The organism is Pseudomonas sp. KBS0707 (genome assembly GCF_005937945.2).
GTDB classification, from domain to species: domain Bacteria; phylum Pseudomonadota; class Gammaproteobacteria; order Pseudomonadales; family Pseudomonadaceae; genus Aquipseudomonas; species Aquipseudomonas amygdali.
Genome location: NZ_CP041754.1, coordinates 245,478 through 269,891, shown reverse-complemented (window position 1 = coordinate 269,891; position 24,414 = coordinate 245,478). Strand labels below are relative to the sequence as shown.

General features: G+C 57.9%; 24 protein-coding genes, 1 other RNA gene and 2 pseudogenes. 11 read left to right on the top strand and 16 right to left on the bottom strand.

The genetic code is table 11. The features are described 5' to 3' along the window. Positions 1 to 135 precede the first annotated feature (135 nt). The 3 genes from FFH21_RS01365 to FFH21_RS01355 all read right to left on the bottom strand — a co-directional run bounded on the left by FFH21_RS01365 (position 136) and on the right by FFH21_RS01355 (position 3,246). Entirely contained in the window at positions 136 to 1,086 is a 951-nt protein-coding gene (locus FFH21_RS01365; RefSeq protein WP_011167431.1) for a sigma 54-interacting transcriptional regulator, read from the bottom strand. Between the two features lie 80 nt (positions 1,087 to 1,166). Continuing rightward, positions 1,167 to 1,748, bottom strand: coding sequence for an alpha/beta hydrolase (locus FFH21_RS01360; protein ID WP_004655134.1), 582 nt, complete (start codon positions 1,746 to 1,748; stop codon positions 1,167 to 1,169). 214 nt (positions 1,749 to 1,962) lie between these two features. Then, positions 1,963 to 3,246, bottom strand: coding sequence for an MFS transporter (locus FFH21_RS01355; protein WP_041924394.1), 1,284 nt, complete (start codon positions 3,244 to 3,246; stop codon positions 1,963 to 1,965). A 635-nt stretch (positions 3,247 to 3,881) separates the two neighbouring features. Between FFH21_RS01355 and FFH21_RS01350 the strand changes: the two are divergent. Further along, positions 3,882 to 4,874 (top strand): annotated as a pseudogene (locus FFH21_RS01350) (AraC family transcriptional regulator). Positions 4,875 to 5,040: 166 nt separating this feature from the next. Here FFH21_RS01350 and FFH21_RS01340 read toward each other — a convergent pair. From FFH21_RS01340 to FFH21_RS01325, 4 genes are all read right to left on the bottom strand, one after another. Continuing rightward, positions 5,041 to 6,279, bottom strand: coding sequence for a 2-octaprenyl-3-methyl-6-methoxy-1,4-benzoquinol hydroxylase (locus FFH21_RS01340; protein WP_011167429.1), 1,239 nt, complete (start codon positions 6,277 to 6,279; stop codon positions 5,041 to 5,043). 51 nt (positions 6,280 to 6,330) lie between these two features. After that, positions 6,331 to 7,518: a 2-octaprenyl-6-methoxyphenyl hydroxylase gene (gene ubiH, locus FFH21_RS01335; protein WP_002551576.1), complete on the bottom strand. Its 1,188-nt coding sequence runs from the start codon at positions 7,516 to 7,518 to the stop codon at positions 6,331 to 6,333. Next, the gene (gene pepP, locus FFH21_RS01330) at positions 7,515 to 8,849 is read right to left on the bottom strand and encodes a Xaa-Pro aminopeptidase (protein ID WP_004655140.1); all 1,335 of its coding nucleotides are present in this window, start codon (positions 8,847 to 8,849) and stop codon (positions 7,515 to 7,517) included. Before pepP ends, ubiH begins: the two co-directional genes overlap by 4 nt. A 75-nt stretch (positions 8,850 to 8,924) precedes the next feature. After that, positions 8,925 to 9,479 (bottom strand): YecA family protein, encoded by a 555-nt coding sequence (locus FFH21_RS01325; protein WP_004655142.1) that lies wholly within the window; start codon positions 9,477 to 9,479, stop codon positions 8,925 to 8,927. A gap of 150 nt (positions 9,480 to 9,629) precedes the next feature. Between FFH21_RS01325 and FFH21_RS01320 the strand changes: the two genes are divergently transcribed. The 4 genes from FFH21_RS01320 to FFH21_RS01305 all read left to right on the top strand — a co-directional run bounded on the left by FFH21_RS01320 (position 9,630) and on the right by FFH21_RS01305 (position 11,080). Beyond that, on the top strand, positions 9,630 to 9,839 hold the full coding sequence (locus FFH21_RS01320; RefSeq protein WP_004655143.1) for a TIGR02449 family protein: 210 nt from the start codon (positions 9,630 to 9,632) through the stop codon (positions 9,837 to 9,839). Further along, positions 9,836 to 10,165, top strand: coding sequence for a cell division protein ZapA (locus tag FFH21_RS01315; RefSeq protein WP_003317331.1), 330 nt, complete (start codon positions 9,836 to 9,838; stop codon positions 10,163 to 10,165). Before FFH21_RS01320 ends, FFH21_RS01315 begins: the two co-directional genes overlap by 4 nt. A gap of 30 nt (positions 10,166 to 10,195) precedes the next feature. Continuing rightward, a non-coding RNA gene (gene ssrS, locus FFH21_RS01310) (6S RNA) lies at positions 10,196 to 10,374 on the top strand. A gap of 94 nt (positions 10,375 to 10,468) precedes the next feature. Continuing rightward, a complete protein-coding gene (locus FFH21_RS01305) occupies positions 10,469 to 11,080 on the top strand; it encodes a 5-formyltetrahydrofolate cyclo-ligase (protein ID WP_004666527.1) in 612 nt (203 codons plus the stop codon). Positions 11,081 to 11,125: 45 nt separating this feature from the next. Here FFH21_RS01305 and FFH21_RS01300 read toward each other — a convergent pair whose 3' ends face one another. Further along, the gene (locus tag FFH21_RS01300) at positions 11,126 to 11,278 is read right to left on the bottom strand and encodes a hypothetical protein (protein ID WP_004655149.1); all 153 of its coding nucleotides are present in this window, start codon (positions 11,276 to 11,278) and stop codon (positions 11,126 to 11,128) included. A 193-nt stretch (positions 11,279 to 11,471) separates the two neighbouring features. Here FFH21_RS01300 and FFH21_RS01295 point away from each other — a divergent pair, with 193 nt between their 5' ends. Beyond that, a complete protein-coding gene (locus tag FFH21_RS01295) occupies positions 11,472 to 11,921 on the top strand; it encodes an EVE domain-containing protein (protein ID WP_011167428.1) in 450 nt (149 codons plus the stop codon). Between the two features lie 6 nt (positions 11,922 to 11,927). Here FFH21_RS01295 and FFH21_RS01290 read toward each other — a convergent pair whose 3' ends face one another. Continuing rightward, a complete protein-coding gene (locus tag FFH21_RS01290; RefSeq protein WP_004655152.1) occupies positions 11,928 to 12,335 on the bottom strand; it encodes a flagellar basal body-associated protein FliL in 408 nt (135 codons plus the stop codon). Between the two features lie 130 nt (positions 12,336 to 12,465). Between FFH21_RS01290 and FFH21_RS01285 the strand changes: the two genes are divergently transcribed. Continuing rightward, a complete protein-coding gene (locus FFH21_RS01285) occupies positions 12,466 to 13,443 on the top strand; it encodes an NADPH:quinone oxidoreductase family protein (protein WP_011167427.1) in 978 nt (325 codons plus the stop codon). Positions 13,444 to 13,891: 448 nt separating this feature from the next. Here the strand turns inward: FFH21_RS01285 and FFH21_RS29845 are convergent, their stop codons facing one another. Next, positions 13,892 to 14,050 (bottom strand): hypothetical protein, encoded by a 159-nt coding sequence (locus FFH21_RS29845; protein ID WP_155007562.1) that lies wholly within the window; start codon positions 14,048 to 14,050, stop codon positions 13,892 to 13,894. On the opposite strand from FFH21_RS29845, the pseudogene FFH21_RS01275 reads away from it, so the two are divergent. The 3 genes and pseudogenes from FFH21_RS01275 (at position 14,006) to FFH21_RS01265 (ending at position 16,681) form a co-directional block, all read left to right on the top strand. Next, positions 14,006 to 15,627, top strand: a pseudogene (locus FFH21_RS01275) (S-type pyocin domain-containing protein). The gene FFH21_RS29845 and the pseudogene FFH21_RS01275 overlap by 45 nt on opposite strands. Next, entirely contained in the window at positions 15,624 to 15,896 is a 273-nt protein-coding gene (locus tag FFH21_RS01270; protein ID WP_004655162.1) for a bacteriocin immunity protein, read from the top strand. The pseudogene FFH21_RS01275 and the gene FFH21_RS01270 overlap by 4 nt, the downstream one beginning before the upstream one ends. Before the next feature lie 47 nt (positions 15,897 to 15,943). After that, on the top strand, positions 15,944 to 16,681 hold the full coding sequence (locus FFH21_RS01265) for a hypothetical protein (RefSeq protein WP_004666532.1): 738 nt from the start codon (positions 15,944 to 15,946) through the stop codon (positions 16,679 to 16,681). Between the two features lie 97 nt (positions 16,682 to 16,778). Here FFH21_RS01265 and FFH21_RS01260 read toward each other — a convergent pair whose 3' ends face one another. Beyond that, complete coding sequence (locus FFH21_RS01260; protein WP_004655169.1) at positions 16,779 to 17,414, bottom strand: hypothetical protein; 636 nt, start codon at positions 17,412 to 17,414, stop codon at positions 16,779 to 16,781. Continuing rightward, entirely contained in the window at positions 17,411 to 18,076 is a 666-nt protein-coding gene (locus FFH21_RS01255; RefSeq protein ID WP_011167426.1) for an energy transducer TonB, read from the bottom strand. The genes FFH21_RS01260 and FFH21_RS01255 overlap by 4 nt, the downstream gene beginning before the upstream one ends. A 274-nt stretch (positions 18,077 to 18,350) precedes the next feature. Between FFH21_RS01255 and glpT the strand changes: the two genes are divergently transcribed. Continuing rightward, complete coding sequence (glpT, locus tag FFH21_RS01250) at positions 18,351 to 19,700, top strand: glycerol-3-phosphate transporter (RefSeq protein ID WP_011167425.1); 1,350 nt, start codon at positions 18,351 to 18,353, stop codon at positions 19,698 to 19,700. A gap of 12 nt (positions 19,701 to 19,712) precedes the next feature. Here glpT and FFH21_RS01245 read toward each other — a convergent pair whose 3' ends face one another. From FFH21_RS01245 to rho, 4 genes are all read right to left on the bottom strand, one after another. Next, positions 19,713 to 20,381 carry a gamma-glutamylcyclotransferase gene (locus tag FFH21_RS01245; RefSeq protein WP_011167424.1) on the bottom strand — a complete coding sequence of 223 codons (669 nt, stop codon included), beginning with the start codon at positions 20,379 to 20,381 and terminating at the stop codon, positions 19,713 to 19,715. Between the two features lie 208 nt (positions 20,382 to 20,589). Beyond that, the gene (locus FFH21_RS01240) at positions 20,590 to 21,558 is read right to left on the bottom strand and encodes a CDP-6-deoxy-delta-3,4-glucoseen reductase (RefSeq protein ID WP_004655176.1); all 969 of its coding nucleotides are present in this window, start codon (positions 21,556 to 21,558) and stop codon (positions 20,590 to 20,592) included. Then, a complete protein-coding gene (gene ubiD, locus FFH21_RS01235) occupies positions 21,558 to 23,024 on the bottom strand; it encodes a 4-hydroxy-3-polyprenylbenzoate decarboxylase (RefSeq protein WP_011167423.1) in 1,467 nt (488 codons plus the stop codon). Before ubiD ends, FFH21_RS01240 begins: the two co-directional genes overlap by 1 nt. 128 nt (positions 23,025 to 23,152) lie before the next feature. Next, on the bottom strand, positions 23,153 to 24,412 hold the full coding sequence (gene rho, locus FFH21_RS01230; protein WP_002551560.1) for a transcription termination factor Rho: 1,260 nt from the start codon (positions 24,410 to 24,412) through the stop codon (positions 23,153 to 23,155). Between the last annotated feature and the right edge of the window lie 2 nt (positions 24,413 to 24,414).

The following is a 24,414-nucleotide window of genomic DNA, read 5'->3' as shown; positions in this document are numbered from 1 at the left end:
AAAATGACGCTTTATTACTCAATGGTTTGCCGTCGCGCGATCCAAACCCTGCGACATCATGCTGACATTACCGAGATTTTATATTCCGATAAAAGACTTTTTAATCGAGTACTTATATCTTTTTGTCTCACGCCTTCACGCAGGGTTCTGCTCAAGCTGCGATGTCACCGTTTCGAGCAATCGCCGCAGCGCGCGAAGCTGCTCGCGATCCCCGCTGCTGACCAACAACCTGGCCTGACGCTCGATCAGCGTCAGTGGCGCGGCAATATCCGGCAGATTGATATCTTCAGCCCGAATTTCGTCGCCACTGCTGACCAGCAAGGCAAAGTGAATGACGTTCTCCAGCTCACGGGTGTTGCCGGGCCAGCTGTGGGCTTCAAGCGTGCGCTGCGCGTCTTCGCTGATCAGTTGCACAGGCAGGCTGAGGCGCTGGCTGTAGATACCGACAAAATATTCGGCCAGCGGCAGGATATTGCCCGGTTGCTCGCGCAACGCCGGCAGGTCAAGACGCCCCTCGCTCAGGTAGTGATAAAGCCGCTCGTGAAATTTTCCGGCAGCCACCGCCTGTGCCAGATCGATGCTGGTGGCGGCTACCAGACGCACATCGACCGGGCTCGGCTGGTGCGCGCCCACTCGTGTGACTTCGTGGTTTTCCAGGGCGGCGAGCAGCTTGACCTGAATGGGCAGCGGCAAGTCGCCGATCTCATCCAGATACAAAGTGCCGCCGTTGGCCGAGCCAAACCAGCCGGCCCGACTGCTGACCGAACCGCTGTGCGCTCCGGCGGCATAACCGAACAACTCCGCATCGGCGTAAGTCGGGCTGATGGCACCGCAGTTGACTGAAACGAACAAGCCCGAGCGATCACTGCCGCGATGAATATGCCGCGCCAGTAATTCCTTACCAGTCCCGGACTCACCACGGATCAAGACCGGCAGCGAACGAGGCGCCAGCTGCTCCATTTCTTCGCGTAAACGGCGCGAGCGCGGGTCGATGAATACCAGCGCCTTGGCGCGAATGCTCAGCGGGCTTTTTTCTGCATCGGGGAAAGTCAGCAGCGGCTGACCGAAATTTTCGTGAAGGCTCATGACACACTCCCGCCTGAGCCCTTGCGACGGCTCAAGCGTTTAAAAGACAGGACCCGTTGGGTCGATAAACAAGCTGCCGCTCATGCGCGGCGACGCGCATGCTGCTCCAGACGGTTTTGCAGCCGGTACAGGTAGGCGAACCCCTGCTCCCAGCGCTGATGACCGGACTTGACGTTGATATGCCCGGCCTGACTCAGAAACCCGACTTCCGCCCCCCAGTGACGGGCCATTTCCATAGCGCGCTGAGAGCTGACCGCAGGGTCGTTGTCAGAATTGACAATTTGTGTCGGAAACGGCAGCAGATCATTAGGGATCGGCGCAAAATTACGCAATGCAGGCGGGCAATTCGGACGTTCGACGTCGGCAGGTGCTACCAGCAACGCACCTTGCACCTGACGCAGAGTCTCCAGCGGTGCGAGTTGTGCCCAATGCGCGACTGTCACACAACCCAGGCTGTGAGCGATCAGGATCACCGGCGTGCTGTGCGCTGCAATCGTGCGTTGCAACTCGCCCACCCAATCCTCACGGCGTGGTTTGAGCCAGTCGGCCTGTTCCACGCGCGTGCTGTTGGGCAGGCTGTTTTGCCAGTGGGTCTGCCAATGATCATCAGGAGACCCTTGCCAGCCTGGCACGATCAGATACCGGATCGACTCGTTATGCATGGATTCGCCTCCTGCATGTATGCGTTCATGAGACGAGTATAGGGATTGAAGTTATATTCGCTAAGGAATAAGAAGCTATTTATTAATTCCTAAAACGAATATCAGATATCAGGCGAAAAAAGAAGCCGCCCCCTGCCTTCGAGGAACGGCCTCCAATAAAAAATCACTTTCAGAGCAGAGAATATCCGCACTTCGTTACAGGATTACGACGGCCTCACGTTGCGGGAACAGTTCGAGAACCTGATTCATCAACGCTCAGCGCCACGGCCTCGTCGTTCTGCGGCACTTCGCGGGCGACGGTCCACACCACAATGGCGGCGACGATATCGAAAATCGCCAGCACCACGAACAGCGGGCTGTAGCCGATTTTGGTGACCAGCACGCCGAACACCATGGTGAACGCCGCCGCCCCGAAAAAGCCGAACATTCCGCCCATCCCGGTCGCTGTGGCCACCTCGTTTTTGCCGAACGAATCGGAGGTGATCGAGTACAGTGCGCCAGACAGGGTCTGGTGCGCGAAACCACCGATGCACAGCAATGCGATAGCGGTGTAAGGGCTTTCGACCAGCCCGATACAGGCCGGGCCGATCATGCATGAACAGCCGAACAGCATGACCATCTTGCGAGATGTGAACAGCGACACCTTGCAGTATTTGTGAAACAGCGGGCTCAGATAGCCGCCCAGTACACAGCCAATGTCAGCCGCCAGAAACGGCAGCCAGGCGAACATCGCGACTTCCTTGATGTTCATGTGGCGTTCGGTCATCAGGTACAGCGGGATCCACGCGTTGAAGGTTTGCCAAGCAGGCTCGGACAGGATGCGCGCCGAAGCGATAGCGTAGAAATTGCGGTTCTTGAACAGGCGTTTCCAACTGCCTTTCTGGGCAGGTGCATCCTTGAGGCGCGATTCCTGGCCGCTGAGAATATAGTCACGCTCGGCATCGCCCAGACGCTTCTGGTCACGCGGGTGCTTGTACAACAGCAGCCATAGCCCGCTCCACACAATACCCAGACCACCGACAATCAGAAACGCCAGCTCCCAGCCACTTTGCAGGATGGCCCAGACCACCAGCGGGGGCGCAAGCAATGCGCCGAACGACGAGCCAATGTTGAACCAGCCGATGGCAACCGAACGCTCCTTGGCCGGAAACCATTCGGTCGTGGCCTTGACGCCTGCCGGCAGGCCCGCTGCTTCGGTCAGCCCGAGCATGCCACGGAAGATGGCCAGGCTCTGCCAGCCGGTTGCGAACGCTGCGGCAGCGCAGGCAGCCGACCAGGCAATGGCAAAAATCGCAAAACCCATTTTGGTGCCGATGGCGTCGATAATGTAGCCCGCCACCGGCTGCATGATGGCGTAGCACAGCTGCCAGGCGACGACGATGTGCGCGTACTGCTCGGTGGAAATGCTCAGTTCGCTCATGAGCGTCGGCGCTGCGACGGACAGCGTGTTGCGTGCAAGGTAGTTGACGACCAGGCCAGCTGCTACCAGCCCCACCATCCACCACCGAATGCCTTTTATTTTCATCTCTTCACCCTGTTTATTTTTAGATTGGCGATGAGCGTCCCGCGGCCATGACCGTGAGGCGGCTGGTTTTATGTAACTTCAGATTACGGGCGTTTTAGGCAGGGTTATCGAGGTAATTCGCCGACAATCGTGCGAAAAAGTTGAAAAAACGGGGAATATAAACTTTTTTATTGCCTGAGAAATCAGACTGGTCATGGACTTGTTACTCTTTGAATTATTTTTGTGGTTGTAATTTTCTGCAAGTCTTAGGTTGTCGTACAACATGGCGCATTTATAGTCATTTGCCATGCCAGTGTCAAATGACATCAACGCTCGGCTTCCTCAGGAAAAGGGCCCGCGGAGGTTTACTGAAAAGGCTCGGTTTTTTTGTTATACGACAACTGCTTGGTCGAAGCGTATTCATAGGCCGCTTTGACCTATTCAGCGCTGCCCGACGCCCCTGACACGTGACGATTGCCGCCCGATGGCAAGAAACGTGTCTAAAGACTTGTACAACTGTCACAAAAGCTTTCATTCTTGGTCACGGCGTCAGGCAACGGAAATTCCCCGCGAAACCATGTCGGCACAGCCCGACGCTGAATCACCTCATGTCAGGGAGAGGCGTCCACATGCCTGAGCCAAGCAGTCTCGCCAGCTGGACCCCTGCATTGCGCAAGCAGCTCGATGCCTTGGGCGTGGATAGCAACGCGTTGTGCCAGAGCGCTGGCATAGACTCGAGTATGCTGGGTGATCCCGGCGCACAGTTTCCCTCAGACATCACCGCCGACCTCTGGCAGCGAGCGGTACAGGCCTGCCTCGATCCAACCCTGGGTTTGCGTGTCTAGCGCTTTGTCAGCCCCACGTCGTTCCACGCGCTGGGCTATACGCTGGTGGCCAGCGGTTCACTGCGCGAGGTTTTCGAACGCATCGTACGTTACCGCTCAATGGCTGAGGACTCTCTGGAGCTGGACTTCAGAACGGTGGGCGAGCGCTATGAATTCCGCTTCGGCACGCCGAAATCGTGTCAGCTACCCGCTCATGAGTTGCTGGATGCATTCGCCGCCATTTATGTGCGCACCTGCCGCAACCGGTTAGGCAGGGGCTACGCGCCGCTGGCGGTGCATCTGCAACGTCCCGCACCTGATAATCCGCAGCCCTGGCAGGATCTGTTCCGCTCACCGGTAATCTTCGCGGCGCAAGAGAACTTGCTGGAATTTGGCGGTGATCAGTTCGACAGCCACCTGGATGACGGCCCGGTACAGGTAAACAGGCAGGAATCCAAGGGCGATCCGTTACCTTCGCTGATCTGGGAGCAGCGCGTGCGCTCGGCCATCGAAACCCTTCTGCCGGATGGCGAACCCACCGTCAGAACCATCGCCGAAGCCCTGCACCTGAGCACGCGCAGTTTGCAACGTCATCTGGCCGACGAGGGTTGCTGTTACGACCTGCTGCTCAATCAATGCCGCCAGAACCTGGCATTGCTGCACATGAACGACCCGCAAAGCTCGCTGAGCGAAATCGCCTACCTGCTGGGCTTTACCGACACCACCAGCCTGAGCCGCGCCTTTAAACGCTGGACCGGACTGACACCAGGGCAGTATCGCAACGGGTTGGTGCGCTGAGTATGAGGAACGATAATCTGACTATCGTGCGACGCTCCGCGTCGCATGCCGTTCTGGACGCTCTGCGTCCTCTCTTGATTAAGCGGCGCGGCGCACACGCAAGGCATTCCTACGCTGGAGCATGAGGAACGATCTTCAACTATCGTGCGACGCTCCGCGTCCGACCCTATAGAGTAGTGGCGGGCTCAATCCGCGCCAGCTCAGGCAAATCTCCCGACAACCCTAACGCTTCGCGCACGAACAGAGCCTTGGCTTCGGGCATCCGGTTGACCATTTTCAAACCGGTATTACGCAACCAGCGCAGTGGCAATTGGTTGGCCTGAAACAGCCGTTCGAAGCCTTCCATTGCGGCCATCAATGCCAGGTTGTGCGGCATGCGACGACGCTCGTAGCGGCCCAGCACGCGCAGGTCAGACCAACGTTCGCCACGCCCGGCAGCGTGGGTCAGGACTTGCGCCAGCACGGCGGCGTCGAGAAAGCCCAGGTTCACGCCCTGCCCGGCCAGCGGGTGAATGGTATGTGCCGCATCGCCAATCAGCGCCAACCCCCTGGCAACGTAACGCTTGGCGTGACGCTGACGCAGTGGCACACAAACGCGCTCATCGGCAGACACTACCTGACCCAGACGCCCCTCGAATGCCTGCTCCAGTTCACGACAGAACAGGTCATCTTCCAGCACCATCAGGCGCTCGGCTTCAGCCGGTGTGACTGACCAGACAATAGAGCACCAGTGCTCGCCCTCGCGCTCCAGTGGCAGAAAAGCCAAGGGACCGTCGTCGGTAAAACGCTGCCAGGCAGTTTTCCTGTGGGAATCAGCGGTGCGCACACTGGTGACGATAGCGTGATGCAGGTAATCCCACTCACGGGTCGGCGTTTCGGTCAGGCGGCGCACCGCCGAATTCGCACCATCGGCTGCAACCACCAGCGGTGCGCGTAACTGGCGACCGTCGGCCAGGGTCAGCAGCCAGTCATCTCCGGAGTGGCGCATCTGCTCCAGCCGCGCATTGGCCAGCAAGCTGATGTCGCTTTCATGCAGGCGATCGAGCAACGCATCCTGCACCACGCGGTTCTCGACGATATGGCCCAGCACATCAGCGTGCACGCTGGAGGCAGAGAAGTGAATCTGCCCGGTGCCGCTGCCATCCCAGACCTGCATGTGCGCGTACGGGCTGATGCGACGGGCCGCGATGCCTTCCCATACGCCCAGCCGCTGAAGAATTCGCTGACTGGCTGTCGACAAGGCACTGACCCGTGGCTCGAAAGCCGAGTGTTGGTCAAAGGGTTTGACGCTCAGCGGCCCACCGTCGACCACCAGCACATCAAGACCGCTGCCCTGCAACGCCAGAGCAAGGGCGCTGCCGACCATTCCGGCTCCGACAATCAGCACATCTGCGCGCGTTTCCATGGTCAAACCGTTCTCGCTTGCGGCCGAAGCCGTGTGTTTAAAGTGTGTGATTCACACATCGGATCGAGTCCCCAGGCCCATCGCCTGACGGGCAAACCAGCGCTTGGCGGCTGGCAACAGATCGAGGCCAAGCAACCCGACGTTACGCCCGGTGGCAACCGCCGACCGGGAGCTGCCGAACAGGCGTGTCACCTTGTCGGAGAAGCCCACGGTCAATTGCTGATCATGACGCTGACGCTCACGGTAGAGCTGCAGAGTAGACAACTCACCGGGCGGCGCGGCGCTGTCCAGCAGCGTCCCGGCCAGTGCATCGGCGTCACGCAAGGACAGATTGAACCCCTGCCCGGCAACCGGATGCAGGCTGTGCGCCGCATTACCCAGAATCACCAGATGCGAACGCACCTGCTCTTCGGCCTCGATCAGCGCCAGGGGGTAGACATGCCGTGCACCGACCTGACGCAGCGTGCCCAGACGATAGCCAAACACGCCCTGCAGCTCTTCCAGAAAACTGCGGTCGTCCAGCTCGGCCAGGCGCTGGGTATCGTTGCCCGGACGCGTCCAGACCAGCGCACAGCGGTTTTCCGGCAATGGCAGCAGCGCCATCGGCCCGTCCTCGGTAAAACGTTCGAACGCCTGCCCACAGTGAGCTTCGCTCGGCGTGATATTGGCAATCAGCGCATGCTGGTCGTAGGGCCGTTGCCGCACTCCAATACCCAGCTGCTCGCGCAGGCTGGAGCGACCGCCATCGGCCAGCACGGCCAGATCACAATCCAGCTCGGTTTCGTCACTGAGGCTCAGGCGATAACCATCGGCCAGCGGCTGCATGTGCCTGACCTCGGCCGGCACACGCCAACTGACGACATCCCGATCCAGCGCCGCCCACAGTGCCTGACCGAGCCAGGCGTTCTCGACCACGTAGCCGAGCGCCGGAACACCCTCTTCAATCGCAGACAAACGGGTCGCGCCGAAGCGGCCACGGTCCGAGACCTGAATTTGCAGAATCGGCTCGGCGCGGCGGGATATCTGCTGCCAGAGGCCAAGCCGCTCATAGATGCGTCGCGAGCCGAACGACAGTGCCGAAGAACGCGCATCGTAGCTGGGCTGCCAGGCTTCACCCGGCGCAAAGGGTTCGATGAGCACGATCTTCCAGCCACGTGCCCTGGCACCGGCCTGAAGTGAAAGCGCGAGACTTGCCCCCACCAATCCGCCGCCGACGATGGCGATATTAAAGCGGCTCATGCGACCTGTGCCTTTGCAGCCGCCATCAGCGCCTCGATCTCGGCGACGGTCTTGGGCACGCCACCGGACAGAATTTCACAGCCCTGCCTGGTTACAACCACGTCGTCTTCGATTCGCACACCAATACCTCGCCATTTCTTCGCGACGTCCAGATTGTCGGGGGATATGTAGATCCCGGGTTCAACAGTCAGCGTCATGCCGACCTCCAGTACACGCCACTCGCCGCCGACCTTGTATTCGCCGACGTCGTGTACATCCATGCCCAGCCAATGCCCGGCACGGTGCATGTAAAACATCTTGTAGGCCTCGCTCTCGATCAACTGATCGACGTCGCCTCGCAGCAAACCCAGCTCGACCAGCCCTGCGGTAATCACCTTGACCGTCGCTTCGTGCGCCTGGTTCCAGTGCTTGTCGGGGCCGATGGCCTCGAAAGCCGCATACTGAGACTTGAGCACCAGCTCGTAGATCGCTTTTTGCTCGGGAGAAAACTTGCCGCTCACCGGAAACGTCCGGGTGATGTCACTGGCATAGCAGTCGATTTCGCAGCCCGCATCGATCAACACCAGATCGCCATCCTTGAGAACGGCATCGTTCTGCTGGTAATGCAGGATGCAACCGTTGCGCCCCGAGGCGACGATTGAGCCGTAGGCAGGCATCTTCGAACCGCCCTTGCGAAACTCATAATCCAGCTCGGCTTCCAGGCTGAACTCGTGCAGGCCTGCGCGACAGGCCTGCATCGCACGCACATGAGCCCGCGCAGAGATGTCCGCCGCGCTACGCATGACTTTGATTTCGGCCGCCGATTTGTACAGGCGCATGTCGTGCAACAGATGATCCAGCGCGACAAATTCCTTGGGCGGCTGGGCACCGAGGTGCGCCTTGGAGCGGATCACGTTGATCCAGTCCATCAGATGCCGGTCGAATTCAGGGTTGCTGCCCATCGCCGAATACACCCGGTCACGGCCCTCGATGAGGCCCGGCAGAATTTCGTCGATGTCGTTGATCGGGAATGCATCGTCCGCACCGAAATCGCGGATCGCGCCTTCCTGTCCGGCGCGCAGACCTTCCCACAATTCGCGCTCGGGGTTGCGTTCACGGCAGAACAAAACGTACTCGCCATATTCGCGTCCGGGAATCAGCACCACCACCGCTTCCGGCTCGGGAAAGCCGCTCAGGTACTGAAAGTCACTGTCCTGCCGGTAGACATGTTCGACATCACGATTGCGAATGGCAACCGCCGCAGCAGGCAGGATGGCAATGCTGTCCGGCTCCATCTGAGCCATCAGAGCCTTGCGGCGGCGGGCGTATTCGGACTTCGGGATCTGAATCATGGGCAGCAGGAGTCCTGATGGAGTCTACCGGGCCGCACTGTCGTCAGCGCGGGCCGGTGTCGCAGTGATGGGCAATCAGTGCAGAGAAGGCTTGGGTTGCGGCGCAGCAGGCTCATTGAATTCGGTGAAGAGCAACAATGGCGCTACGCGCATGTATTCCATGACTTCCATATAGTCGGTCTCGCCGTCTTCGGACTCGTCCAGTGCATCCTGCACCTGGGCAATGGCCGCCAGATCCTCAAGAACATCCTTGGCTTCAGTGCCGAGCGTCTTGTCGCCAATGGCCAGACCGAAGCCTGCCAGAAACCCCTGACACCATTGGCCCAGCGCGGCAGCACGCTCGGTCAGAGGCTCATCGTCGCCCGGCAGCAACAGCACGACGGTCATGTCGTCACCGGTGAGTTCGCCCTTGACCATCTCTTGCAAGCCGATGAGCGCCTGGCGGATATTGTCTTGCGGCTCGGTTTCCAGCAGCACCGAAGCATCGGCAAACCAGCCTTCGTTGTCGAAACCGGCACCTGCGCAACTACGCCCCAGCAGCAGGCCATGCAGCTCGGCAGGGGATACCTGGTGACCGCCACTGTTAAGCAGAGTGGCGAACGCTTTGTACGGAGAATTCTGAATGGGCATGGGTAGCTAGTCGCCAAACGGCGCAATGTCTAGAATGAAGGCCTTGTATCCTAGACTATCCGCGCGACAAGATCACCCGGACGGCGGTTCGAGCTTGAGCACAAGCATCGCCTCCCCTGCCATTCATCAGAAAGTATTCAGTGGAAAACAATGGAAGACACCGACCTGCAAGCGCTGATGAAACGTGTGGAGCTGCTCCTGAAGTATGCCGAGCAACTTAAAGGCCAAAATGCAATCCTATTAGCTCAGGAAAAGACCTGGCGCGAGGAACGCGCCCAACTCATTGAAAAAAACGAAATCGCCCGGCAGAAGGTCGAGTCAATGATTTCGCGCCTCAAAGCCCTGGAGCAAGACTCATGAGCAATGGCAACAGCGTTACCGTTCAGATCCTCGACAAGGAATACTCGATCATCTGCCCTCAGGAAGAGCGCACCAACCTGGTCAGTGCCGCCCGTTATCTGGACGGCAAGATGCGTGAAATCCGCAGCAGCGGCAAAGTCATCGGCGCCGATCGCATCGCCGTGATGGCCGCGCTCAACATCACTCACGACCTGCTGCATAAAGAACATTTGCCTGACGTACAGACCAGCGGTTCGACTCGCGAACAGGTCCGCGATCTGCTCGACAAGGTCGATCTGGTGCTGGCCACAGACACGCCCGGCACACCGGATTCAACTCGGGGCTGATTATTGCGAGGCATTTCTGTATACTCGCGCTGCTCCCTGGAGTGCTTGCCAGTCGGTCATGTCCCTGAGCCGATACGCACAACCACGGGGGTTGCACGTTGGGGTTGGTGTGCATGTCCGCTCGACGGAAAGCCTTAAAACCTCCTGCAATCTCCACCTTGAACTTTCGGGTTCAAGGGCTAAACCGACAGCGGTTCGTCGGGGAGTCCACATTCAGTTCGTTGCCAGCCCTGCTGTCTGGCAACGACGATTCTGCTCTGGTTTCAACTCCCTTCCCGGATCAGCCTGCATGACCTTCTGCTCATGATCAGCGCCCAATCGCTCACACGTCCGCAACTGCGCCGCCAGCTACGCAAGGCACGCAGGGCGCTGACTCGCAGCCAGCAACGCGAAGCCGCCCGCGATGTTTACCGACAATTGGCGCAGCACCCGCTGTTTCGACGTGCCCGGCATGTTTCGCTATACCTGCCGATGGATGGCGAGATCGACCCGCGGCTGCTGCTGCGTGAAGCACAACGACGCGGCAAGGCCACTTACCTGCCAGTGCTCAATGCATGGCCGCGAACGCGCATGGTTTTTCAGCGCGTGCGTCCAGGCGAGAAATTCATCCCCAATCGCTTCCGCATTCCCGAGCCTCTCATCAACCGTGCGAAACAACGCCATGTGTGGGCACTCGATCTGGTGCTTATGCCATTGGTAGGGTTCGATAACGAAGGCGGTCGCCTGGGCATGGGCGGAGGGTTTTATGACCGAAGCCTGGCGTATCTGGCGCGCAGGAAGGCCTGGCGCAAACCGGTTCTGCTCGGGCTGGCTCACGAATGTCAGAAAGTGGATCGACTGGCGCAGGCCAGTTGGGATGTACCGCTACAAGGCACGGTATCTGATAAAGGCTGGTATCTGACACAGATACTCTGATCGTTCAGCCAACAGGGCAATCAACGATCAGAGCAGAAGCAGGGCTTAATGCCTGCCGGGGACTTTTTGCTGTTGTTGAGTGATCTCGACTGGAGCGTCATCCTTGCTGGTCCACAAGCTTTGCGCATAACCGGTTGTCACGACACCCAAGCCAAACAGAATAACCAGAATCCAGAGTAAATCAGGCTTGCGTTTCATTGACTGCCCTCCTTAGGCAAATCAATACGATGTCAGCATCGGTTTTTGTATAGGCCGTGCAACAGCGTGGAGCTTTAAAGGGCGGCATTTTGCGGTAACGTGAACCAGTACGCAAATAGTGGCGCAAGCCGACTGTCGGTTTGTGATCAAACTGTCGGTAATACCGTGAACTTTTGTCTCTGGAGAGAGAGCAATGGCCTATTGGCTGATGAAGTCCGAGCCTGACGAATTCTCGATCAGCGACCTGCAAAAACGGGGTAACGCTCGCTGGGACGGGGTGCACAACTATCAGGCACGTAATTTTTTGAGAACCATGGCAGAGGGTGACGAATTCTTTTTCTACCACTCCAGTTGCCCGGAGCCGGGAATCGCCGGCATCGGCAAAATCGCCAAAGCCGCTTATCCGGACCCCACTGCGCTGGACCCCGACAGCCACTATCACGACGCCAAGGCCACCGCGGATAAAAACCCGTGGAGTGCCATAGACGTCGAGTTTGTGGATATCTTCAAGAGCGTGCTGGGGCTCGGTTATCTGAAACAACAAAGCCAGCTGGAGCAACTGCCTCTGGTGCAAAAAGGCAGTCGGCTTTCAGTGATGCCCGTCACCGCCGAACAGTGGGCGGCGATCCTGGCACTGCGCTGACACGCGTTATTGAACGATGAAGTTATTGAACAGCAAGTCTTCGACAATCGGCTTGCCTTCTTCATCGGTCATGACGCGCTGCACCTGCTTGAGCGCTTCCTGACGAATGTTTTCCTTCGCTTCGGCACTGCTCATGGAATCAACCGTCTGCTGAGTGAACAACGACACCAGTTGATTACGGATCAAGGCGTCATTGCGCTTCACCGCCGCCTCGGCATCGGCACCCGTTACACGCAACGCGATGTCAGCCTTGTAGACGCGCAGCTTGGGGCCGCCATCCAGCGCGTAGTTGCCCACGAACGGCGGCGTCAGCGAGACATAGGCCGCTTTGGGCGGGCCGCCTTCTTCCTTGGCTTCCTCTTGCGCCATGACAGGCAATGACAAGGCCAGCAATACCAGAATCCACGCTTTCACAGTCCACTCCTTAATACGGTTTGCCACGTAGCTTACAGCTTATGTGTGCTTATCAGGCCGGGCCATGCTTGTTGACCCGAGAACCCACTTAACTCACTTTATCGGCCATTACCGAAAAAGGAATAGCCTAATGAAAGCCCTGTTATGCAAAGCCTTCGGTCCGGCCAGCACGCTGGTGCTTGAAGACGTGCCTGGCCCCGAGATCAAAAAGAACGAAATCCTCCTCGACGTACACGCCGCCGGGGTCAACTTTCCCGACACGTTGATCATTGAGGGCAAATACCAGTTCAAGCCACCCTTCCCTTTCTCGCCGGGTGGCGAGGCAGCAGGCGTGATATCAGCCGTCGGGGAAAAGGTAACCCATCTCAAGCCCGGCGACCGCGTGATGGCCCTCACCGGCTGGGGCAGTTTTGCCGAGCAGGTCGCTGTACCCGGTTACAACGTACTGCCGATACCGACGAGCATGGACTTCACCACCGCTGCGGCGTTCAGCATGACCTACGGCACCTCCATGCATGCGCTCAAACAACGCGCCAACCTGCAAGCCGGCGAAACCCTGCTGGTGCTCGGCGCATCCGGCGGCGTGGGCCTGGCCGCCGTGGAAATTGGTAAAGCCCTCGGCGCACGCGTCATCGCCGCCGCCAGTAGCGCGGAAAAACTTGAAGTCGCCAAAAACGCAGGCGCAGACGAACTGATCAATTACAGCGAAACCAGCCTCAAGGACGAAGTAAAACGTCTCACCAACGACAACGGCGCCGACGTGATCTACGACCCGGTCGGCGGCGACCTTTTCGACCAGGCCATCCGCGCCATCGCCTGGAACGGCCGCCTGCTGGTCGTCGGCTTCGCAAGCGGCCGCATCCCGGACCTGCCCGTCAACCTGACCCTGCTTAAGGGCGCATCGGTGGTCGGCGTGTTCTGGGGCTCGTTTGCGCAGCGGCAACCGCAGGACAATGCGGCGAACTTCAAGCAGCTGTTTGCGTGGTTTGAAGAGGGGAAGTTGAAGCCGCTGGTGTCGACGGTTTATCCGCTGGAAAAGGCTGGGGAGGCGATTGATTTGTTGGGTGAGCGCAGGGCTGTGGGGAAGGTGGTGGTTTTGGTGAATTGATACCTTGAGCCTGTACTATTAAGTAAATCGTTAGTATCAAGTCGAAACTGTTAAGAAAAATATATATCTACACCACCTAACCACTCTTGAGGAAATACTGTATCGCCATACACAAACAAGGACTTAATGTATGGCAGACCAAAACCCTAATGAACAAGAACAAAAGCATCTATACGTAGTACCTAACATGGGAGGTAACAAAAGCGTAAATACCAGTATTACTGGACCTGAAAGTAACACGGGCGGCGGAATTGAAGTAAAGGTCAGCCCTCAGCATACCGGCGCCCCTGATGCTACTCACGGATCCAGAACACGCCAGGGTGGCGATTGGTCGTTCGGCTTCAACAGTGGAACTGGTGGTGGCTTCAATGGAGGACTCAGCGGCGGCTTTGGTGGCTCAAGTAGTAAAAGAGCCAAAAAACGCGCCCGCGCTCGCGCTCAAGCCAGATCAGAAGCTCAGGCTTCGGCCCAGCGGCAAGCGGAAGAACACGCGGCCCACCTCGCAAGAGTAGACGCTGAGGCACATGCCCAGGCAATGGCATAAGCCGCCGAGCGAGAACGTATTGAAGCGCAAGTACGTGCACAGGCCGAAAAGGATCAGGCTCATCGACTGGCTCTTGAAGCGCTGACGAATGCCTACCCGTCGTTACAATCTGGATTTGCACAAAACTATTTACTGGCTTCTGCGTCGCTGCCGAATACTCTTCAAAAAGAAATAGCGCCGGGTCATGACCTGAATGTTGATTACCCAGGCGACAAGCAGGCTCTTGAGCTGATACTTCAGAAAAAAACCAGCGTTAACTACTTACTCGCAACCAAACAGCCTTTACTGGAAGAGCATCGCGCTCAGGCTCTGAGTCTCACCGGTCAAGAACTTGACCATGCCACACAAAAGGACCACCTGAACTATCTGGTGCACTACAGCCAGGGTGATCCTCTACGTGTGCAGCAGGCCCATGAAGCGTGGGTAAACGCGTTATCTCAAACCTACGAAGCAAAGCTTCTTGCCGAGTCGGTCACGCTGCTCAATGAACAATCAGCAGCACTTTCCATGCGCCATGCTGAACTGTCGCTAGCCGATAAAACGGCGAGTCAGGATGCAGATCGGACATCATCCCGACAGGCCGCTGGCATCAACAAGCTGTGGTCAGTTATTGCCCCCGCGTCAACCACCACCGCAGCACCGGGCATCAGGACCGTTGCGACCAACATCGCGAAAGACCAGCTCATCAGGATCGCGACCAGAACGCTTGGCAGCAATCTGGTCACCTTGCTGGCGATGTATCCACAACCGTTGGGCGACTCAGAGCTGCCGCCTGCTGTGATCGCCACACCTCTGTCGCAGCTCAACCTGCCACCGCATATCGATCTGCAATACCTTGCCAGCGTCAAAGGCACGCTGGATGTGCCTCATCGACTTACATCCGATGGAGCTAGCGCAAGCGGCGGTGCACGCTGGGTAGCTACGGACGGTGTGAAAGTTGGTACCAAGGTTCGCGTAAGAACTTTCACCTATAACGCACTGAACAAGTCCTACGAGTTTATCCGTGACGGGGAATCGACACCGGCCCTTATATGGACGCCAATAGCACAACCGGCGGACAGTTCGACAAGCTAACCGCTGGGCCACCCGCGTTGCCGAAAGATACAGGCAACGTGGTGACACCTTTTGTACCCGAGCTTGAAGCTTACCCGGCGATTGATCGAGATGATCCTGATGATTACATTCTCATATCGCCGATTGATTCAGGGCTGCCGAATAGCTACCTGCTGTTCAAGGACCCGAGGTCGATCCCGGGGGTTGCGAGTGGGTATGGTGAAGCGGTGACTGGAGTTTGGCTAGGAGACAGAACGCGTGCAGAAGGCGCATCGATTCCGACGCATATTGCAGATCAACTGCGCGGACGACGATTTGGTGATTTTGCTTCACTGAGGAAAGCAACCTGGATAGCCGTAGCCGATGATCCCGAGCTAGGGAAACAGTTTACTCAGAATAACCTTGAAATAATGCGAGGTGGTGGTGCGCCCCACCCTAGACTCAGCGACCAAGCCGGAGGCCGTACGAGATTTGAAATCCATCATGAAAATTATATTTCAAAAGGCGGCGCGGTTTATGACATCGACAACTTGGTTATTATGACACCAAGGCAACATATTGATCATCACAGGAGCCAAAAAAAATGATCTTTAAAGAAAAGCTAGAAGATTACACCGAAGAAGAATTCCTGGAATTTTTGAGGGGACTCTCTTCTCAACACATTCAACTTCATGGTGATGAGTTTGTTAAGCACATGGATCGTTTAGTTAAGCACTTTGTAAAGGTGACAGAGCATCCAGCGCAAACAGACGTAATCTTTTATCCCGAGGAAGGTCAGGAGGACACCCCGGAGGGTATTTTAAAAACAATCAAAGAATGGCGAGCTAAAAATGGCAAGCCGGGATTCAAAAACTAAACACCCCTTATACCATCAGCTCAACTACTGTAAAAAGGAAGACACTCATGGAAGAACTAAATTATCACCTTCGGCAATTACCTGACCATATACATACCGAGCTTGCAGCTTACGTCGGCGACTGGAGCGGGATGAACTATATAGAAATAGCCGACAAATACATACATGCCGCAAACCATCTGATCAGCAGTAAACGAGCACATCTGCAGCCGGGATATATCGAGCTTGCCAATACGCCCAAGGAAAACATACGAATTGCGCCCGGGAACGGCGGCCTTGCGGATTTGGTAGCCGAAGCGAGATCTTTCTTAGACAGCATTCTTGGCTTGGAGAACTTCAAGCGCAGCATCGAAGACTTATTTGCCAGGCTATCAGAACTTGGTCGCCAACACGCTGAGCGCCTTGCCCAGGAAGCCCAAGTCGAAGAAGCTGCGCGCGCAAGAGCCGAGGCTGAAGCGGCAGTTCGACGACTCGCGGAGGAACAAGCAGCGCAGCAGCGGGCCATAGAGGCCGCGTTACAACTTGCACAGCGTCAGGTCGAAGAAGCCAAGCACGCTTTGGCCTTACGCAACGCCGAGGAAGCTCGCGCTAAAGAGGCCGAATCCCGCCATGCGGTCGAGGTGACATTTGGACCTGAAGCGTCGCGAGAAATCGATAATGCAATCAAGGTACTGAAAGGCACTATCGAAATCGCGATCACAGACTTCTCGAACGCGTTCAACGCTCACGGCGCGCTCGGACTGAGCCGACTTGAAACGATTCAGAATATGAGCGCCACTCACTAATCTTTCGCGACAAGGCCGGGACCAAGGCGATGACGCTTTGGCCCCGGCACTGTGCATCAAGTGGAACTGACGCAAGCCATCAAAACAGACCCGACCGCTACAAAGCACTCCTCACATTCTCCGGCAAATAATCCACATACTTACGCATCGGATTCTTTTGACATTGGGCGATAATGTCCGGCACCGCCTCCAGCAGTTCAAGAACCAATGCCTGACGTTCGTCCAGGGTGAGAAATTGCGCTATGACCGGACCGCTCGACAGGTACAGCTCTGTCCGCATTAGCGCATCCGGCTTGACGTCCTTGCGCCATTTGCGACCCTCGAACATTTCCCTGTTCAACTGCCAGCACAACTCCTGCTTCAGCTCGGCATTGGCTGTCAGCGGCGGGTTGCTGTGTGGTCGCCCTGTGAAGGTAAACGTGACTGTGACTGCTTCGCCCTCGGGATGAGAGGCCGGTGGGTCCCAGGGTTCAAAGGTCCATAGTTCAACAGCACTTCGGGTCAGGCTGATGAACCTCGGATCAGTTGCCCCCTGCACTTCAAGAAAGCGCACGCCGCCATCGGCCTGAATGAAAATCCTGACGGTGACACTGTTTTTTACCAAGGCATAACGCATCGACGCCGGATAGTCCGGCTCCGGCATATACAACGGCACCGGATACGACGGCAACGCCTGTGCTGTCCCCGCCGAGAGTAACCCCGCCAACACGATCACACTCAGCACGCGGCTCATTCGCTGCCCTCCGCTTGCTCGGCCAACCCGACCATCAATACCTTGACCGGCCCAGGCAGGTAATCCCCATACAGATGATCCGGATTGCTTCTGCAGTTGCTCACTACCGCAGGTATCGACGCTCCGAGCAATTCAAGCAACGCCTTGCGCTGGGGCTCGCTGCGCTGGTGGGCAACATGACTGCCGAACAGCGCCTGCCCGGTGTACCAGAACACGTCGACTTTACTCAGCGGCTCTTTGGGATAGTCCTGGCGGGCGGATTTCACTTCGTGGTTGAGGTAACCGCAACGGATGTTGCCCAGGCCGACGGTGACTTCGGTATTGAAACGCCTATAGCCATGGGAGCCGAAAATCACCGGCACGGTGATCGTGGTCATGGGCGGCGCGCCGACTGTTCCGACCCAGGGTTTGTAACGCCACTGGCGGAGCGCCTGCTCCACCGCTTCGGCGAGTTGCGGGTGGCCGCTCTCGACGGCTCTGACTTCGCGGACCTGACCGTCGGACTTTATCCACAGCTGTGCCCGGACCTTTCCTGCGTAGCGGGTCTTGACCAGTTCAGGAGGAAACACCGGTGCTGGCGTGTACACCGGCACCAGAAATGACTCCGTCGCGCCAACGTGCGGGGCCAGTGCGACGGCAATCATGAAGGCGGAAATTCTCATTGTTGTAAGGGCTCATCGTCGTGGTGCGCCGCTGCGGCGCAATGACGACGATGGTAAAAGCCTGCCGAAAGGCCAGTAAGCACGCGTCTTCCGATACGCCTGTAGGACCCATCCCAAACTTTTGAAACACATACAAACGCTCGCCAAATGTTCATAAAAGAACAGAAAAACGTCCGTATCTCCTACAAAAAATCAGTCCAAAGGCACTGCTTTTTTCTGTAATGAAAATGTAATATTCGCATTCGCAAAAAAAACAACAATCAGGAGCTTCTCCATGTTTGGGTTCTTCCGCCCCGCCAGGCATCAGGCACCCCTTCCCGAAGAAAAGGTCGATAGCACCTATCGGCGTCTGCGCTGGCAGATCTTCGCAGGCATCTTTATCGGTTATGCCGGTTACTACCTGCTGCGCAAGAATTTCTCGCTGGCGATGCCGTATCTGATCGACGAAGGCTATACGCGTGGCCAGCTGGGCGTGGCGATGTCGGCCATCGCGATTGCCTATGGCCTGTCGAAATTCCTCATGGGGATCGTTTCAGACCGCTCCAATCCGCGGTACTTCCTGCCGTTCGGCCTGCTGGTGTCTGCCGGGATCATGTTCATCTTCGGCTTCGCGCCGTGGGCGACGTCCAGTGTCACGATCATGTTCGTGCTGCTGTTCATCAATGGCTGGGCACAGGGCATGGGCTGGCCGCCGAGCGGGCGGACGATGGTCCACTGGTGGTCGCAGAAAGAGCGCGGCGGCGTGGTGTCGGTGTGGAACGTGGCGCACAACGTTGGCGGCGGCCTGATTGGCCCGCTGTTCCTGCTTGGCATGGGCTGGACCAACGACTGGCACGCAGCATTCTATGTGCCGGCGGCCGTTGCGCTGCTGGTGGCGGTCTTTGCTTTCGCCACCATGCGCGACACCCCGCAATCGGTGGGCCTGCCGCCTATCGAGCACTACAAGAACGATTACCCGGAAGGCTACGATGCCAGCCACGAAGAGGAATTCAGCGCCCGGGAAATCTTCGTCAAATACGTGCTGCGCAACAAGTTCCTGTGGTACATCGCGATGGCCAACGTGTTCGTTTATCTGCTGCGCTACGACGTGCTGGACTGGGCCCCGACCTACCTGAAAGAAGCCAAGCATTTCACGGTCGACAAGACCTCATGGGCCTATTTTCTTTACGAGTGGGCAGGTATTCCGGGCACGCTGCTGTGCGGCTGGATGTCGGACAGGATCTTCAAGGGTAATCGCGGCCTGACCGGCATGGTGTTCATGTTTCTGGTGACCATTGCCACGCTGGTGTATTGGCTGAACCCTGAAGGCAACCCGACCGTCGACATGATCGCGCTGGTGTCTATCGGTTTCCTGATCTACGGCCCGGTCATGCTGATCGGCCTGCAGGCGCTGGAACTGGCACCGAAGAAGGCAGCGGGTACGGCAGCCGGCTTTACCGGGCTGTTCGGCTACCTGGGCGGGTCGGTCGCGGCGAGTGCTGCGATGGGCTACACGGTCGACCACTTCGGCTGGGACGGCGGCTTTGTGCTGCTGATCGGCGCGTGCATTCTGGCGATGGCATTCCTTGCGCCGACGCTGCGGCACAAACAGGTCGCCAGCACCTCGCGCGATACCAAGGACTGACCCAAAGGCCGGTCAGGCGGTCTCTGACTTGCAGCGCTTGAGCCGCGCCTCCAGATTCAGGTCTGGCATGGCGTGGCTACGCAGGGCCTTGGCCGTCTGTTCCACGTACTCGCGAGTGGTTCCATAGCGCCCGCTGGCGCTGGCCAGCACCTGGCTCAGCACGCTGTCGGGCAGGTTGCCAGCGTAGCTGGGCAAATGCCGTTCCAGCACGAAGCCCAGCGCCTGTACTTTCCTGCCGTCTTCGAGGCGGCAATTGAGCCAGTGCGGGCGATACGAGGGATATCGCATCTCACGCTCCCACAAGGCCAGCAGCGATTTCTCCAGGCATTCATCCGGCAGGCGATAGGCAAAGCCGGTGCATGAACCGCCGCGATCCAGCCCGAATACCAGGCCTGGCACCTCAGGCGTACCGCGATGTTCGTGCGACCACAGGTAAAGCCCACGGTGATAACCGTGCACTCGACCGCGCTGGCTCTCTACCGCAGTGCACTCGGGACGCCAGATTAGCGAGCCGTAGGCAAACAGCCAGACCGGGCCGCCTTTATGAAGACGCATGGTGGCGTCCATGGATGCGAGCAGTTGCTCGCGGGTAAGCTGCGGACCCAGATCGATAACGGGCGGGTACGTCAGCCCAAGGCCGTCATGCACTGCAGCGGCCAACTCGTTGATTGGATTCTCCATTTGCCCCCCTGACAGTCTGGCTGTCAGTTTTTACCGAGCCCCGCTGACTCGCTCGTGGGTGAGCGGCATCAGGGTGTCGTGGTTCGGTTGTTGCCACAGACCAAAGGCCTGCCTCTACAAAAAGTTGTCTGGCGGCGAATTGGCATCGCCGTAAGCTATAAGCAGCTGAAGCAATTTACACTCCAGTTATGCAGCCGTCAGTCCGGCGTTACGGACGCGGTGCGTAGGCGAATACGTCTGCGCGCATCTGGTGAGCGTCCATTCCGGCACTGACAAGAGCGTCCAGCGTTCCGTAAACCATGGCAGGCGAGCCGCTGGCGTAGACGTAAACCGCCGACAGGTCCTTGATGTCTTCGCAAACTGCCTCGTGCAGCAGACCACAGCGCCCTTCCCAGCCACACAGGTCACTGACGACCTTGTGCAGGAACAGGTTCGGCAGTGCCGTCCACTCATCCCAGTGGCTGACCTGGTAAAAATCCTCGGGCCGACGCACGCCCCAGTACAAATGCACCGGATGACTGAAGCCTGCTGAGCGACAGTGCTCAAGCAAACTGTTCATTTGCGCCATACCTGTACCGGCAGCGATCAGTACCAACGGCCCGTCCGGCAGCTCGGCAAGGTGGGTATCGCCAAACGGCAGCTCGACCCGCGCCATTTTGTTGCGTTGCAGTTGCTCGATCAGGCTGCGCGCACTGTCTTCACGAGCCAGTACATGCAGCTCAAGATCACGGCCACTGTGCGGTGCCGATGCGATGGAGAATGCCGACTTCTCGCCATTCTCCCGCTCGATCATCAGGTACTGTCCAGCGTGGTAACGCGGTGGTTTGCCTGCCGGGGCGCGCAAGCCTACCCGCCAGACATCGCCACCGATTTCGACACACTCGCTCAACTGGCAGGCAAAGCTGCGCACCGGCAGTTCACCCTTGGCCAGCACGCCATCCCAGAGCACAACACAATCTTCAAGCGGCTCTGCTACACACGTATGAATCTCGCCGTGATCAAGCTCCTGACCCGACTGCATCACTCGCCCCTCGACCAGCAAGGCCGAGCAGATATGACAGTTACCGTTACGACAGCTCTGCGGGCATTCATAGCCCAGACGCTGCGCAGCATCGAGAATCCGCTCGCCCGGCAGGGTGTCCAGCACCGCACCTGACGGCTGCAAGGTTACGCGCATCAGTCTATTCCCAACTGAGTCCAGATCTCGTCCACGCGGCGTGTGGTGGCTTCGTCCTTGACGATAGCCCTGCCCCATTCACGCGTGGTTTCGCCTGGCCATTTGTTAGTGACGTCCAGGCCCATTTTCGATCCCAACCCGGACACCGGAGAGGCAAAATCGAGGTAATCGATAGGCGTGTTGTCGATCATGACCGTGTCGCGCTTGGGGTCCATGCGGGTGGTGATGGCCCAGATCACGTCATTCCAGTCACGAGCATTGATGTCGTCGTCGGTGACGATCACGAACTTGGTGTACATGAACTGGCGCAGGAACGACCAGACCCCCAGCATCACGCGCTTGGCATGACCGGGGTACTGTTTCTTGATGGTCACCACCGCCATGCGATACGAGCAACCTTCGGGCGGCAGGTAAAAATCGACGATCTCCGGAAACTGCTTTTGCAGAATCGGCACGAACACTTCGTTCAGCGCGACGCCCAGAATGGCGGGCTCATCCGGTGGACGGCCGGTGTAGGTGCTGTGGTAGATCGGCTTGATACGGTGCGTGATGCGCTCGACGGTCAACACTGGAAAGCTGTCGACTTCGTTGTAATAGCCGGTGTGGTCGCCATAAGGCCCTTCGTCGGCCATCTCGCCCGGATGAATCACACCCTCCAGCACGATCTCGGCGCTGGCCGGCACCTGCAGGTTGCTGCCACGGCATTTGATCAGCTCGGTGCGCGAGCCACGCAACAGCCCGGCGAAGGCATATTCGGACAGGCTGTCCGGTACTGGCGTCACGGCACCGAGAATGGTCGCCGGGTCAGCGCCCAGCGCGACGGCAACCGGATAAGGTTCGCCGGGATGCTTGGCGCACCAGTCGCGAAAATCCAGCGCGCCGCCACGATGACTGAGCCAACGCATGATGATCTTGTTGCGGCCAATGACCTGCTGACGGTAAATGCCGAGGTTCTGCCGCTCTTTGTTCGGGCCCTTGGTGACCGTCAGGCCCCAGGTAATCAGCGGTGCGACGTCGCCCGGCCAGCAGGTTTGAACGGGCAGCATGCCGAGATCGACGTCATCGCCTTCGATGACAATCTCCTGGCAGGGTGCATCCTTGACCACCTTGGGGGCCATGGCGATGACTTTGCGGAAGATGGGCAGCTTGGACCAGGCATCTTTCAGACCCTTGGGCGGCTCGGGTTCTTTCAGAAACGCCAGCAGCTTGCCGATTTCACGCAACTCACTGACCGCTTCGGCGCCCATGCCCATGGCTACGCGCTCTGGCGTGCCGAACAGATTGCCCAGCACCGGGATATCAAAACCGACCGGTTTTTCGAACAGCAGGGCCGGGCCCTTGGCACGCAAGGTACGGTCACAGATTTCAGTCATTTCCAGCACAGGCGAGATCGGCATCTGGATGCGTTTCAACTCTCCGCGCTGCTCAAGCTGCTGCACGAAATCCCTAAGATCTTTGAATTTCATTAACCCGGCCATTTATCCAAATAGACGCACATCGTACCTGCTCCAGCCCTTCAAGGCAGCTAATCGGCGGCGCGCGGGCAAAAAAAATGGTGCCCCGAAGGACACCATTCTTTGTTTCAGCCTGCCAGTTACTTGCGTTTCATGGACAGGAAGAACTCATCGTTGGTCTTGGTCTGCTTCAGCTTGTCGATCAGGAACTCGATAGCCGCGACTTCGTCCATCGGGTGCAGCAGCTTGCGCAGGATCCACATGCGCTGCAACTCGTCATCAGCGGTCAACAGCTCTTCGCGGCGTGTGCCGGAGCGGTTGATGTTGATGGCCGGGAACACACGCTTCTCTGCGATCTTGCGATCCAGAGGCAGCTCCATGTTGCCAGTACCCTTGAACTCTTCGTAGATGACTTCATCCATCTTCGAACCGGTTTCAACCAGTGCGGTGGCGATGATAGTCAACGAGCCGCCTTCTTCGATGTTTCGCGCAGCACCGAAGAAGCGCTTTGGCTTCTCGAGCGCATGAGCATCGACACCACCGGTCAGTACCTTGCCGGAGCTCGGGATGACGGTGTTGTAGGCGCGAGCCAGGCGGGTGATGGAGTCAAGCAGGATGACGACGTCTTTCTTGTGCTCGACCAGGCGCTTGGCCTTCTCGATCACCATTTCGGCAACCTGTACGTGACGGGTTGGCGGTTCGTCGAATGTCGAGGCAACCACTTCGCCGCGCACGGTGCGCTGCATTTCGGTTACTTCTTCCGGACGCTCATCGATCAGCAGAACGATCAGGTGCACTTCCGGGTTGTTACGCGTGATGTTCGACGCGATGTTCTGCAGCATGATGGTCTTGCCCGCTTTCGGCGGAGCAACGATCAGACCACGCTGACCTTTACCGATCGGTGCGCACAGATCAATCACACGACCGGTCAGGTCTTCGGTGGAACCGTTACCGGCTTCCATCTTCATGCGAATAGTCGGGAACAACGGCGTCAGGTTTTCGAACAGAATCTTGTTCTTGGCGTTTTCCGGACGGTCGTAGTTGATCGTGTCGACCTTGAGCAGAGCGAAATAACGCTCACCTTCCTTTGGTGGACGGATCTTGCCAACGATGGTGTCGCCGGTACGCAGGTTGAAGCGGCGGATCTGGCTAGGAGAGACATAGATGTCATCCGGGCCGGCCAGGTAGGAAGCGTCTGCAGAGCGCAGGAAACCGAAGCCGTCCTGGAGAATCTCCAGCACGCCATCACCGGATATTTCCTCGCCACTTTTGGCGTGCCGTTTGAGCAGGGAAAAAATGACGTCCTGCTTGCGCGAACGGGCCATATTTTCTATGCCAGCCTGTTCGGCCATTTCGAGCAATTCGGTAATCGGCTTTTGCTTGAGTTCAGTCAGGTTCATAT

Excerpts from the sequence above, each read along its gene's own strand:
- glpT (WP_011167425.1), top strand. The coding sequence starts at position 18,351 with ATGTTTGGGTTCTTCCGCCCCGCCAGGCATCAGGCACCCCTTCCCGAA.
- FFH21_RS29845 (WP_155007562.1), bottom strand. The coding sequence starts at position 14,050 with ATGAGCCTGATCCTTTTCGGCCTGTGCACGTACTTGCGCTTCAATACG.
- FFH21_RS01270 (WP_004655162.1), top strand. The coding sequence starts at position 15,624 with ATGATCTTTAAAGAAAAGCTAGAAGATTACACCGAAGAAGAATTCCTG.
- FFH21_RS01240 (WP_004655176.1), bottom strand. The coding sequence starts at position 21,558 with ATGCGCGTAACCTTGCAGCCGTCAGGTGCGGTGCTGGACACCCTGCCG.
- rho (WP_002551560.1), bottom strand. The coding sequence starts at position 24,412 with ATGAACCTGACTGAACTCAAGCAAAAGCCGATTACCGAATTGCTCGAA.
- FFH21_RS01300 (WP_004655149.1), bottom strand. The coding sequence starts at position 11,278 with ATGAAACGCAAGCCTGATTTACTCTGGATTCTGGTTATTCTGTTTGGC.
- FFH21_RS01260 (WP_004655169.1), bottom strand. The coding sequence starts at position 17,414 with ATGAGCCGCGTGCTGAGTGTGATCGTGTTGGCGGGGTTACTCTCGGCG.
- FFH21_RS01305 (WP_004666527.1), top strand. The coding sequence starts at position 10,469 with ATGATCAGCGCCCAATCGCTCACACGTCCGCAACTGCGCCGCCAGCTA.
- FFH21_RS01245 (WP_011167424.1), bottom strand. The coding sequence starts at position 20,381 with ATGGAGAATCCAATCAACGAGTTGGCCGCTGCAGTGCATGACGGCCTT.
- FFH21_RS01355 (WP_041924394.1), bottom strand. The coding sequence starts at position 3,246 with ATGGTGGGGCTGGTAGCAGCTGGCCTGGTCGTCAACTACCTTGCACGC.
- FFH21_RS01255 (WP_011167426.1), bottom strand. The coding sequence starts at position 18,076 with ATGAGAATTTCCGCCTTCATGATTGCCGTCGCACTGGCCCCGCACGTT.
- ubiH (WP_002551576.1), bottom strand. The coding sequence starts at position 7,518 with ATGAGCCGCTTTAATATCGCCATCGTCGGCGGCGGATTGGTGGGGGCA.
- FFH21_RS01360 (WP_004655134.1), bottom strand. The coding sequence starts at position 1,748 with ATGCATAACGAGTCGATCCGGTATCTGATCGTGCCAGGCTGGCAAGGG.
- FFH21_RS01365 (WP_011167431.1), bottom strand. The coding sequence starts at position 1,086 with ATGAGCCTTCACGAAAATTTCGGTCAGCCGCTGCTGACTTTCCCCGAT.
- FFH21_RS01285 (WP_011167427.1), top strand. The coding sequence starts at position 12,466 with ATGAAAGCCCTGTTATGCAAAGCCTTCGGTCCGGCCAGCACGCTGGTG.
- ubiD (WP_011167423.1), bottom strand. The coding sequence starts at position 23,024 with ATGAAATTCAAAGATCTTAGGGATTTCGTGCAGCAGCTTGAGCAGCGC.
- FFH21_RS01295 (WP_011167428.1), top strand. The coding sequence starts at position 11,472 with ATGGCCTATTGGCTGATGAAGTCCGAGCCTGACGAATTCTCGATCAGC.
- FFH21_RS01315 (WP_003317331.1), top strand. The coding sequence starts at position 9,836 with ATGAGCAATGGCAACAGCGTTACCGTTCAGATCCTCGACAAGGAATAC.
- FFH21_RS01320 (WP_004655143.1), top strand. The coding sequence starts at position 9,630 with ATGGAAGACACCGACCTGCAAGCGCTGATGAAACGTGTGGAGCTGCTC.
- pepP (WP_004655140.1), bottom strand. The coding sequence starts at position 8,849 with ATGATTCAGATCCCGAAGTCCGAATACGCCCGCCGCCGCAAGGCTCTG.
- FFH21_RS01340 (WP_011167429.1), bottom strand. The coding sequence starts at position 6,279 with ATGGAAACGCGCGCAGATGTGCTGATTGTCGGAGCCGGAATGGTCGGC.
- FFH21_RS01265 (WP_004666532.1), top strand. The coding sequence starts at position 15,944 with ATGGAAGAACTAAATTATCACCTTCGGCAATTACCTGACCATATACAT.
- FFH21_RS01325 (WP_004655142.1), bottom strand. The coding sequence starts at position 9,479 with ATGCCCATTCAGAATTCTCCGTACAAAGCGTTCGCCACTCTGCTTAAC.